9 protein-coding genes are annotated in these 11264 nt (G+C 73.1%); 2 read left to right on the top strand and 7 right to left on the bottom strand.

The window, feature by feature from the left end; translation table 11 throughout:
- Window positions 1–76: 76 nt before the first annotated feature.
- Both ACZ67Q_RS02100 and ACZ67Q_RS02105 read right to left on the bottom strand, forming a co-directional pair.
- Window positions 77–1903 (bottom strand): AMP-dependent synthetase/ligase, encoded by a 1827-nt coding sequence (locus ACZ67Q_RS02100; protein WP_471175223.1) that lies wholly within the window; start codon window positions 1901–1903, stop codon window positions 77–79.
- Window positions 1904–2251: 348 nt separating this feature from the next.
- The gene (locus tag ACZ67Q_RS02105; RefSeq protein ID WP_471175224.1) at window positions 2252–3133 is read right to left on the bottom strand and encodes a LysR substrate-binding domain-containing protein; all 882 of its coding nucleotides are present in this window, start codon (window positions 3131–3133) and stop codon (window positions 2252–2254) included.
- Between the two features lie 166 nt (window positions 3134–3299).
- Between ACZ67Q_RS02105 and ACZ67Q_RS02110 the strand changes: the two genes are divergently transcribed.
- Window positions 3300–4334, top strand: a complete 1035-nt coding sequence (locus ACZ67Q_RS02110; RefSeq protein WP_471175226.1) for a bile acid:sodium symporter family protein — start codon at window positions 3300–3302, stop codon at window positions 4332–4334.
- Here ACZ67Q_RS02110 and ACZ67Q_RS02115 read toward each other — a convergent pair.
- A complete protein-coding gene (locus ACZ67Q_RS02115) occupies window positions 4284–6143 on the bottom strand; it encodes an exo-alpha-sialidase (RefSeq protein ID WP_471175228.1) in 1860 nt (619 codons plus the stop codon). The two genes, ACZ67Q_RS02110 and ACZ67Q_RS02115, sit on opposite strands and share 51 nt — an antisense overlap.
- 33 nt (window positions 6144–6176) lie before the next feature.
- Window positions 6177–7094, bottom strand: coding sequence for a quinone oxidoreductase family protein (locus ACZ67Q_RS02120; RefSeq protein ID WP_471175230.1), 918 nt, complete (start codon window positions 7092–7094; stop codon window positions 6177–6179).
- Window positions 7095–7201: 107 nt separating this feature from the next.
- Between ACZ67Q_RS02120 and ACZ67Q_RS02125 the strand changes: the two genes are divergently transcribed.
- Window positions 7202–7645, top strand: a complete 444-nt coding sequence (locus ACZ67Q_RS02125) for a MarR family winged helix-turn-helix transcriptional regulator (RefSeq protein ID WP_471175232.1) — start codon at window positions 7202–7204, stop codon at window positions 7643–7645.
- Window positions 7646–7716: 71 nt separating this feature from the next.
- On the opposite strand, the gene fdhD is transcribed toward ACZ67Q_RS02125, so the two are convergent.
- From fdhD to ACZ67Q_RS02140, 3 genes are read right to left on the bottom strand one after another with little or no spacing between them, the layout of a single operon-like run.
- Window positions 7717–8565 carry a formate dehydrogenase accessory sulfurtransferase FdhD gene (gene fdhD, locus ACZ67Q_RS02130; RefSeq protein ID WP_471175234.1) on the bottom strand — a complete coding sequence of 283 codons (849 nt, stop codon included), beginning with the start codon at window positions 8563–8565 and terminating at the stop codon, window positions 7717–7719.
- An 18-nt stretch (window positions 8566–8583) separates the two neighbouring features.
- Window positions 8584–9444, bottom strand: coding sequence for a 2Fe-2S iron-sulfur cluster-binding protein (locus tag ACZ67Q_RS02135; RefSeq protein ID WP_471175235.1), 861 nt, complete (start codon window positions 9442–9444; stop codon window positions 8584–8586).
- Window positions 9441–11264 carry an NADH-ubiquinone oxidoreductase-F iron-sulfur binding region domain-containing protein gene (locus tag ACZ67Q_RS02140; protein ID WP_471175237.1) on the bottom strand — a complete coding sequence of 608 codons (1824 nt, stop codon included), beginning with the start codon at window positions 11262–11264 and terminating at the stop codon, window positions 9441–9443. The genes ACZ67Q_RS02135 and ACZ67Q_RS02140 overlap by 4 nt, the downstream gene beginning before the upstream one ends.

The following is an 11264-nucleotide window of genomic DNA, read 5'->3' on the forward strand; positions in this document are numbered from 1 at the left end:
TGGTACGGACATCGTCAACGATCAGAGGCCGTGATGCATTCCTGACCGCGAAATCCGTCGCCTGCCGTGCGACGGTTCACACCTGGTAGAGCGCCTCCACCTCGCGGGCGTAGGCCTTCTCGATCGCCTTGCGCTTCAGTTTCAGCGACGGCGTGAGCAGACCGTGCTCCTCGGTGAAGGGCTGGGCGAGGATACGGAAGGTGCGGATCGACTCCGCCTGCGAGACCAGGGTGTTCGCCGCCACGACCGCGCGGCGCACCTCGGTCTCCAGATCGGCGTCGCGCACCAGCTCCGACGCGGTGAGGCGCGGCTTGTTGCGCATCTGGAGCCAGTGTTCGACGGCCTCCTGGTCGAGGGTGACCAGGGCGGCGATGAACGGCCGGTCGTTGCCGACGACGATGCACTGGTTCACCAGCGGATGCTCGCGCACCCGCTCCTCCAGTACACCCGGCGAGACGCTCTTGCCGCCCGAGGTCACCAGGATCTCCTTCTTGCGGCCGGTGATCGTCAGGTAGCCGTCCTCGTCCAGCTGGCCGAGGTCGCCGGTGGCCAGCCAGCCGTCGTGCAGGGCCTGGTCGGTGGCCTTGGGGTTGTTGAGGTAGCCCTGGAAGACGTTCTGGCCGCGCAGCCAGATCTCGCCGTCGTCGGCGATGTGCACGGTCACGCCCGGGATCGGCCGGCCCACCGTGCCGTACCGGGTGCGTTCGGGCGGGTTCGCGGTGGCCGCCGCCGTGGACTCGGTCAGGCCGTAGCCCTCGTAGATCTGTACTCCGGCGCCCGCGAAGAACAGGCCCATCCGGCGGTCCATCGCCGAGCCGCCGGACATCGCGTTGCGGATCCGGCCGCCCATCGCCGCGCGGACCTTCGCGTACACCAGCTTGTCGAAGAACTGGTGCTGCATGCGCAGCCCCGCCGACGGTCCGGGCCCGATGCCCCACGCCTTCGCCTCGATGGCCTCGGCGTACTTCACGGCCACCTCGACGGCCTTCTCGAACGGCCCCGCCTTGCCGTCCTTCTCCGCCTTGCGCCGCGCCGCGTTGAACACCTTCTCGAAGATGTACGGCACGGCCAGGATGAACGTCGGCTTGAACGCCTGCAGGTCCGGCAGCAGCGCGGCCGCGTTCAGCTGCGGCTGGTGGCCGAAGCGGACCTTGCCGCGGATCGCCGCGACCTGCACCATCCGCCCGAAGACGTGCGCCAGCGGCAGGAACAGCAGCGTCGCTGCCTCGTCGCCCTTCTTCGAGTGGAACACCGGCTCCCAGCGGCCGATGACCGTGTCCGCCTCGTACATGAAGTTGCCGTGCGAGATCACACAGCCCTTGGGGCGGCCGGTGGTGCCGGAGGTGTAGATGATCGTGGCCGCCGATTCCGGGGTGACCGCCTCGCGGTGCCGGTGCACCACGTCGTCCTCCAGGTGGGCGCCGGCGTCGTACAGCTCCTGCACGGCGCTCTCGTCGAGCTGCCACAGCCGGCGCAGCCTCGGCAGCCGGTCGATGACGGTGGCGATCGTCATGGCGTGGTCCTCGTGCTCCACGATCGCCGCCGTGCACTCGGCGTCGTACAGCATCCAGAAGCACTGCTCGGCCGAGGAGGTCGGGTACACCGGCACCACCTGGGCGCCGATCGTCCACAGCGCGAAGTCGAACAGCGTCCACTCGTAGCGGGTACGGGACATGATCGCGACCCGGTCGCCGAACCGGATGCCGCTCGCGAGCAACCCCTTGGCCAGCGCCAGCACCTCGTCGCGGAACTCAGCGGCGGTCACGTCCCGCCACCGCCCGGCGTCGTCCTTGCGGCCCAGCGCGACGTGCAGCGGATCGGTCTCGGCATGCCGGAAGACGACGTCGGCCAGACCGCCCACCGGCGGTGACAGCGCCAACGGAGGGTTGGTGTACTCGCGCAAACCCGCTCCCCGCTCCCCGGTCCCGGCGCCCGGCTCGTCCTTGGCGCCCGCGCAGCGCCGTGAAAGCTACCCCACGCGGCGGCGGGACGGGAGGGGCGAGGGCGGCGGGCGGCGCCGGGGCCCCCGCTGGTCATGGACGGAAAATAGACGCACATGCGGAAGGGTCGGACAGAAAACCGACGGTTCCGTAAGTTTCGGCGCCCCGATCTCCACCGAATCTGTACGACCGGACTGCCGTGGGGCCGGGGTCCTGTCGGCGCCTCACTTCGGTCAGCGTCCGCGCCCCGGATTCCGTCACCCCCGGGCCGGCGCCGTCGCCGGCCGTACCCGAGACGTCCGCCCCGACCGCTAGCCGACGCCGGTCCGGCGGCGCCGCTGCAAGCGGTCGCCGCCCGCCAGGATCGCCGCGGCCAGGGCGTCGGCGGCGTCCTGGGCGGAGGGGCGGCGGTGACCGTGGACCAGGACGAAGTCGACGCCCGACAGCTCCGGCAGGCCGGCCCGGTCCGGGACGCGCACCAGGCCCGGCGGGACCAGGCCGCGGGAGTGCGCCATCACCCCGAGGCCCGCGCGGGCCGCCGCGATCAGGCCGTTCAGGCTGCCGCTGGTGCAGGCGATCCGCCACGGGCGCCCCGCCCGTTGCAGCGCCTCCATGGCGAGCGCCCGGGTGATGCCCGGCGGCGGGTAGACGATCAACGGGACCGGACGGTCGGGGTCCAGGCGCAGCCGCTCCGCGCCGATCCACACCAGTTCGTCCCGCCACACCAGCTCGCCCCGTGGATCCTGCGGGCGCCGCTTGGCCAGCACCAGGTCGAGCTTCCCGGCCGCCAGCTGCTCGTGCAGCGTGCCGGACAGCTCCACGGTCAGCTCGAGATCGACCTCGGGATGGTCGTGCCGGAAGCCCTCCAGGATCTCCGGCAACCGGGTCAGCACGAAGTCCTCCGACGCGCCGAAGCGCAGCCGGCCGCGCAGCCGGGTCCCCGTGAAGAAGGCCGTCGCCTGCTCGTGCACCTCGAGGATCCGGCGCGCGAAGCCGAGCATCGCCTCACCGTCCTCGGTCAGCTCCACCGCGTGCGTGTCCCGGGTGAACAGCGTGCGCCGGGTGGCGTCCTCCAGCCGCCGCACGTGCTGGCTCACGGTCGACTGGCGCAGCCCGAGCCGTCGCGCGGCCTGTGTGAAGCTCAGCGTCTGCGCCACCGCGAGGAAGGTGCGCAGCTGGGAGGGGTCGTACACGCCTGCCACCCTAGCCGCTCATCATGAAACGTGATGACAGTCAGAGCCGTATGCCGGATTCCCGATCGCGGTGCGGGGGAGCAGGATGGAAGGGGGCCCTCCGGGCCTCGGACAAGAGGGGGCCGCAGAGCCCCGCACGCACCGACGACGAAGCACGTGGAGCACCGTGAAACGCCTGCAGTGGCCGGGTTGGATGCCGATCGACCCCTATATCGTGCTGTTGCTCGGCACGGTGGGTCTCGCCGCGCTGCTGCCGGCGCGCGGCACGGGCGCCGACGTCGCCTCCGGCGCGTCCACCGCGGCGATCGCGTTCCTGTTCTTTCTGTACGGCGCACGGCTGTCCACCCGTGAGGCGCTGGACGGCCTCAAGCACTGGCGGCTGCACGGCACCGTTCTGGCCTGCACCTTCGTGATCTTCCCGCTGCTGGGTCTGGCCGCCCGCGGACTGGTCCCCGTCTTCCTCACCCAGCCGCTCTACCAGGGCCTGCTCTTCCTGACGCTGGTGCCGTCCACCATCCAGTCCTCCATCGCCTTCACCTCCATAGCGCGCGGCAACGTGCCTGCCGCGATCTGCGCCGGCTCGTTCTCCTCCCTGGTCGGCATCGTCGTCACCCCACTGCTGGCGGCGGGTCTGCTGGGCAGCAGCGCGGGCGGCTTCTCCGCCGACTCGGTGGTGCAGATCGTGCTGCAGCTGCTGGTCCCGTTCGTCGCCGGACAGGTGCTGCGCCGCTGGATCGGCGGGTTCGTCGCCCGGCACAAGAAGGTGCTCGGCCTGGTCGACCGCGGTTCGATCCTCCTCGTCGTGTACACCGCGTTCAGCGAGGGCATGGTCCGCGGCATCTGGCACCAGGTCAGCCCCGTCCGCCTCGGCGGGCTGCTCGTCGTCGAGGCGGTCCTGCTCGCGGTGATGCTGCTGCTGACCTGGTACGGCGCGAAGGCACTGGGCTTCGGGCGCGCGGACCGGATCGCGATCCAGTTCGCCGGGTCGAAGAAGTCGCTGGCGTCCGGGCTGCCCATGGCCAGCGTGCTGTTCGGTCCGCAGGCCTCGCTGGCCGTGCTGCCGCTGATGCTGTTCCACCAGATGCAGCTGATGGTGTGCGCGGTGATCGCCAAACGCCGCTCCCACGACCCCGAGACCGACGTCGAGGGCTCAGCCGCTCACCCGGTCCAGGGGCAGCGACAGGACCACGTCCTGCGCTGAGCCCGGAACCTGCGGACGGGTCAGCTCCCCGTCGCTCAGCGCCCGGTTCCAGACGCGCACCTCGTCGAGCGCGCCGGTGAAGAAGACATGGCCGTCCATGCGCTGACCGAGGTGCACACCGAAGGGCGACGTCCGGCTGACCGAGCCCGGCGGGGCCGCGACGGACGACTGCGTGCCGTCGACGGACAGCGACAGACGGCCGCCGCCCCGGCGCAGCACCGCACGGTGCCAGCGGCCGTCGTTGTACGCGCCACTCGTGCGTACGGACGTGGTCCGCGGTGCCGCGCCGCCGCTCCGCACGGTGATCAGGCCCACGACACGGTTCTCCGCCGGCTCGGCGCCCAGCCACACCTGCGGCTGCGAGGCGCCGACCCCGCCCATCCACACCAGCGGCTGCTCCCCGGCCGTCGCCGTGTGACGGAAGTACACGGACACGGTGAAGTCCCCGGTGCCCAGCGCCAGCCGCGCACGATACGGCAGGCGTACCGCGTCGTCGGTGCCGTCGAACTCCAGGGCGCCGCCGCGCACGCCGGCCGTCCGGCGCGGGTGGCCGAGAACCGCGGCGGGCCGGCCGTGCGGAGCCAGGTCGGGGGTGGACGGGTCGGGGCCGCGGCGTGGGGCGAGCCAGTCCTCGGTGAAGCGGGCGAAGCGGATCTCCTCGCGGGCGTCGGCCGTCCCGCCCTCGTAGAGCAGGCCGACGGTGGCGGGGGCGATCTCGGCCAGGTCGGAGTAGCCGGATGGGCCCCGGGTGACGACCGTGCCGCGGTCGGCGCCGTCCCAGGTGCGGCCGCCGTCCTGGGAGGAGCGGATCATCAGGGTGCGCCGGCGGTCGGGGTCGCCGGGGCAGGCCAGCAGGAGGCGGTCGCCCAGCCGCAGCACGGATCCCTGGACCTGCGGCGCGTACAGGTCCGGCAGGGCTCGGAAGGGGACGGTGAAGCGGTCGCCGCCGTCTCGGCTGACGGCCTGGGTGCGGTGGCCGAGGTCGGTGCCGTCCTGCTCCCGGCCGCTGACCAGCAGCGCACCGTCGGCGCGCTGGGCCGGGCTCAGCTCCGAGGGCTTCTGCCGGAAGGTGCCGTCGGCGGCGACGGGCCAGGTGCCGGTGGCGCCGAGACGCCAGTGGGCGCCGTGGTCGTCGCTGACGATCAGCGCGGCGTGGTTGGCGGTGATCCGGCCTCGGGCCCAGCTCTCGGCGTTGACGCCGATGACGAGCCGGCCGGCGTGCGGGCCCCGGGTGAGCTGGATGCCGTGTCCGGGGCCGGTGGCGTACCAGGAGTTCCAGTGCGCCGGCCGGATCTCGGCGCCGAGGACGCGCGGCGCCGACCAGGTCCGGCCGTCGTCGTCGCTGTACTGAAGGTGCGGGGTGCGCTCGCACGGGGCGGCGCAGCCCTGGGCGTCGGCGCGGCCCGAGTTGTAGGTCTCGGCGAGCAGGACGCGGCCGGTGGTGCGGTCGACGACGGGTGCCGGGTTGCCGTGCGTGTCGCCGCCGCCGTCGTCGACGACCGTCAGTGGCCCCCAGGTGCGCCCGCCGTCGGTGGAGCGCCGGACGACGATGTCGATGTCACCGGCGTCCCCGCAGGTGCGCGCCCGGGCCTCGGCGAAGGCGAGCAGGGTGCCGGCGTTCGTCCGCACGAGCGCCGGGATGCGGAAGCAGGCGTAGGGGGAATCGCCGGCCGACCTGAAGAGGACCTGCTGAGCGAACTCCGGCCGGGGGAGGCCCTGCGCGGGGAAGGGTGTCGCGACCAGCGGAACGGCCGCCGTGCAGAGGGCGGCCGTGACGAGACCGAGGCGGGTACGGCGGCGTGGGGGCATGGCGGGCGTCGTCTCCCGGACGGGCTGAGTGGATCATGGGATCAGAATGACTTTGCCCAGGTTCGCCCGGTTCTCAATCAGCTCGTGCGCCTTTCCGGCGTCGTCGAGCGCGAACTCCCCGTGCACGGCGGGCTTCAGGGAGCCGTCCGTGAACAGACGCCACAGCTCCGCGCGCCACTGCTCGTACAGCGCCGGCCGGCCGCGGGCGATGCGGGCCATCTGGAACCCGATGACGGACTTCGCGCCCACCAGCAGGTCGTACGCCTGGACGGTTCCGCCGCCCGAGCTGTACGCCACCAGGCGGCCGCCGGGGGCGAGCGCGGCGAGGGCCGGGGTGAGCAGTTCGCCGCCGACGGCGTCCAGCGCGTAGTCGGCCGGCTCACCCCAGCGGTCGTCGCCGTACACCACGACCTCGTCGGCGCCGAGCGCGCGCACGAAGCCGGCCTTGGCCGGGTCGGAGACGGCGCCGGTCACCCGGGCCGCGCCGCGTATCCGGGTCAGCTGCACGGCGAGATGACCGACACCGCTCGCGGCGGCCGTGACCAGTGCCGTCTCGCCCGGCTCGGGGCGCGTCGCGTCCAGGGCGCCGTAGGCGACGAGGCCGCTGCGGACGAGGGCGACGGCATCGACGGGGGAGGCCGTGTCCGGCACGGGTGAGGCCATCGCGTCCTGCAACAGCGCGAAGTCGGCGTAGCCGTGGCCGAAGCACAGCCCGGTGACACGGTCGCCGGGCGTCCACCGGGTCACACCCTCACCGACGGCCACGACCTCCCCGGCGATCTCGCCGCCGAGCGCGATGGGCTGCGCCGCCTCGGTGACCTTGCGGACGACGGGGAGGGTGACGCCGATCGCCTCGCAGCGCACGAGCAGCTCGCCGGGGCCGGGCTCCGGGACGGGGGCCTGTTCGAGGAAGAGAGGGCCGGCGGGGCGGTCGTAGCGGATGCGGCGCATGGCGAACCTCCGGGGAATCGTGGGGAGCACCCATGGACTCATTGGGAGTCCCAACGATAGAGGTCATGTCGTTGGGAAGTCCAATGGTTTCCGGATAGGGTGTTCGCATGGCCGAAGCACCGCTGCCCGCGATCCGCTCCCTGCCCAGCTGGCTGCTCGGGCGCGCCGCCGCGCGCGGGCGTGCCCTGGTCGCCGACGCGCTTGCCGCGCAGGGCATGAAGATGTGGCACCACGTGGTGCTCTCCGCCGTCCGCGACCTCGCCCCGGTCGCGCAGGCCGACCTCGGCCGCAGCGTGGGCCTCGACCCCAAGGACCTGGTCGGCGTCCTCAACGACCTCCAGTCCGCGTCCCTGGTCCTGCGCGAACCGGACCCGAAGGACCGCCGCAAGAACGCCGTGCGGCTGACACCGGAGGGGGAGCGGATGCTCGAGCGGTGCGAGGAGGCGGCCCGCGCGGCCAACGCCGAACTGCTGGCGCCCCTGCCGGCGCAGGAACGGGAGCGGTTCGTGGAGATGCTGGCCCGCGTCAGCGGCACACCCCGGGAAAGCTGAGGCGAGGCCCCGCCGGCGCAGGGGGCGCTCCCCGCCGGGCGGGGCCCCGCCGTCGTGTCGCGGGCAGGGCGTCAGCCCTGGTCGGCCGTGGCCTTCAGGGCCATGCGGTCCTCGCCCGCGTACACGTTCATGGAGGCGCCGCGCAGGAATCCGACCAGGGTCAGGCCCGTCTCCACCGCCAGGTCCACCGCCAGCGACGACGGCGCCGATACCGCCGCCAGCACCGGGATGCCCGCCATCACGGCCTTCTGCGCCAGCTCGAACGAGGCGCGCCCGGACACCAGCAGGATCGTGCGGGACAAGGGCAGGTCCCCGTTCTGCAGGGCGCGCCCGACCAGCTTGTCCACCGCGTTGTGCCGGCCCACGTCCTCGCGGACGTCCAGCAGGTCGCCCTGCTCCGAGAACAGCGCGGCCGCGTGCAGGCCGCCGGTGCGGTCGAACACCCGCTGGGCGGCGCGCAGCCGGTCGGGCAGGGCCGCCAGCAGCTCCGGCGCCACCCGCAGCGGGGGCGTGTCGGCGATGGGCCAGCGGGCCGTGGTGCGCACGGCGTCCAGGCTGGCCTTGCCGCACAGGCCGCAGGAGGACGTCGTGTAGACGTTGCGCTCCAGGGTGATGTCCGGGACGACCACGTGAGCGGCGGTGTGGACGTCCACCACGTTGTACGTGTTCGAGCCGTCCGCCGTGGCGCCCGCGCAGTACACGATGTTGCGCAGGTCGGAGGCCTCCGCCAGGACGCCCTCGCTGACCAGGAACCCCGCCGCCAGCGCGAAGTCGTCACCGGGCGTGCGCATGGTGATGGCGAGGGGCTTGCCGTCGAGCCGGATCTCCAGGGGTTCCTCGGCGACGAGCGTGTCCGGGCGGGCGGAGACCGCTCCGTCCCGTACACGGATCACCTTGCGTCGTTCCGTCACTCGTCCCATGGTCCCCATCCGTCCCGGTCAGTCCCGGTTCTGCACGTGCTGGTAGCCGAAGCGCCCCTTGATGCAGAGGTTGCCGTGGGTCACCGGGTTGTCGTGCGGAGAGGTGACCTTCACGATCTCATTGTCCTGCACGTGCAGCGTGAGGTTGCAGCCCACTCCGCAGTACGCGCACACCGTGGTCGTCTCGCTCTGCCGCGTCTCGTCCCAGGTCCCGGCCGCCCGCATGTCGAACTCCGACCTGAACGACAGCGCTCCCGTCGGGCACACCTCGATGCAGTTGCCGCAGTACACACACACCGAGTCGGGCAGCGGCGCGTCGTGTTCGACGGCGATCCTCGCGTCGAAGCCGCGGCCGGCGACGGAGATCGCGAAGGTGTTCTGCCACTGCTCACCGCAGGCGTCGACGCACTTGTAGCACAGGATGCACTTGTCGTAGTCGCGCACGTAGAGGTCGTTGTCGACCTTCGGCTCCTCGTTCGGCCGCGCCGCGTCCGGGCCGAAGCGGTCCGGTTCGGCGCCGTACTCCGCGATCCACCGAGCCGCCCTCGGCGTGGTCGACAGATCGGCCGAGGAGGCCAGCAGTTCCAGGACGACCTTGCGGCTGTGCCGGGCCCGTTCGGTGTCGGTGCGGACCTCCATGCCGGGCTCCGCCGCGCGTGAGCAGGCCGGCACCAGGGTGCGCGACCCCGCCACCTCCACCACGCACACCCGGCAGGCGTTCTTGGGGGTGAGCGTGTCGCCGTGGCACAGGGTCGGCACGTCCTTCCCCGCGGCGCGGCAGGCGTCGAGGACCGTCGCGCCCTCGGGCACGCGCGCCTCCTGACCGTCGACCGTGCACTCCACCAGCCGGCGCGGCACTCCGAGCGGTATCGCGGTCATGCGTAGACCCCCAGACGGTCGATGGCGGATTCCACGGCGTTCCACGCGGTCTGCCCGAGACCGCAGATCGACGCGTCCCGCATCGCCCGGCCGACCTCCCGAAGCAGCGAGATGTCGTCGGCGGCGGCCGTTCCCCGGCGCTCCAGCAGCCGGGTCAGGGCCTCCTGCTGGCGCACGGTGCCGACCCGGCACGGCACGCACTGCCCGCACGACTCGTCGCGGAAGAACTCCGCGATGCGCAGCAGCAGCCGGGGCAGCGGCACGGTGTCGTCGAACGCCATGACCACGCCCGAGCCGAGCGTGGTGCCGGCGGCGCGGGTGCCCTCGAAGGTCAGCGGGATGTCCCGCTCGTCGGCCCGCACGAACCCGCCCGCCGCGCCGCCGAGCAGCACCGCCCGCAGCCCCTCGCCCGCCCCGGCCAGGTCGAGCAGCTCACCGAGCGTGGCACCGAAGGGCAGTTCGTACACCCCGGGCCGGGCCACACCGCCCGACACGCAGTACAGCTTGGGGCCGGTGGAGCCCTCGGTGCCGATCGCCGCGTACGTCGGGGCGCCCATCGTCAGGATCGGCAGGACGTTCACCAGCGTCTCGACGTTGTTCTCCACCGTCGGCTTGCCGAACAGGCCCCTGACCACTGGGAACGGCGGCTTGGAGCGCGGCTCCCCCCGGCGGCCCTCGATCGAGTTGAACAGCGCGGTCTCCTCGCCGCAGATGTAGGCGCCCGCGCCGCGCCGGATCTCGATGTCGAAGGCGTAGCCCTGGCCGAGGACGTCGTCGCCGAGCAGGCCGCGGGCGCGGGCCTGCGCGACGGCGTGTTCCATGCGGCGCAGGGCGCGCGGGTACTCGCCGCGCAGATACAGGTACCCGCGGTGCGCGCCGGTCGCGTACGCCGCGATCGTCATCGCCTCCACCAGCGCGAACGGATCGCCCTCCATCAGCACCCGGTCCTTGAAGGTGCCCGGTTCGGACTCGTCGGCGTTGCACACCAGGTAGTGCGGGTGGTCGGGCTGGGACGCCGTGGCCTGCCACTTGCGGCCGGTGGGGAAGGCGGCGCCGCCGCGCCCGACCAGACCCGCGTCGGTGACCTCGCGGATCACGCCGGCCGGGCCGAGCGCGAAGGCGCGGCGCAGGGCCGTGTAACCGCCGTGGGCGCGGTAGTCGTCGAGGGATTCCGGGTCGACGACACCGACCCGGCGCAGCAGGACCAGCCCGTCGTCACCCGCCTGCGGTACGGCGTCGACGGCACCCGGCTCCTCGGTCGCGGAATCGGGTGCCGTCGCCGCGAGGTGGGCGGCGTCCACGGTCGCCGGGGCCGCCACCGCCGTACGCACCGGATCACCGGCCCGCAGGGCGAGGGCGGCCGGGGCGCGTTCGCACAGGCCGAGGCAGGGGCTGCGCTCGACATGGACGCAGCTGCCCGGCCCGAGGCGGGACTCCACGCCGGCGCACAGCTCCCGCGCGCCGGCGGCCGCGCAGGCGAGGTCGGTGCACACGTGCAGCACGGTCGCGGGCCGGGGCCGCACCGAGAACATCGCATAGAAGGTGGCCACGCCGTAGGCCTCCGCCGGGGGCACGGTCAGGCGGCGGCACAGATAGTCCAGGGCGCCCGGACTGATCCAGCCGGTCCGGTCGTTGAGGGCGTGCAGCCCGGGCAGCAGCAGGTCGCGGCGGTCCCGGGCCGCACGCCCGCCGCGCGCCCAGCGCAGGTCCGCCTCCGAGCGGTCGGCGCCCTCCCAGGAGGACTCCGGGGGGCCCAGCAGGGCGTCCACCGCGGCGCGTTCGTCGTCCGTCGGTTCGCTGTCACCGAAGTGCAGGTCCAC

It is taken from the genome of Streptomyces sp. NPDC036813, assembly GCF_055609245.1.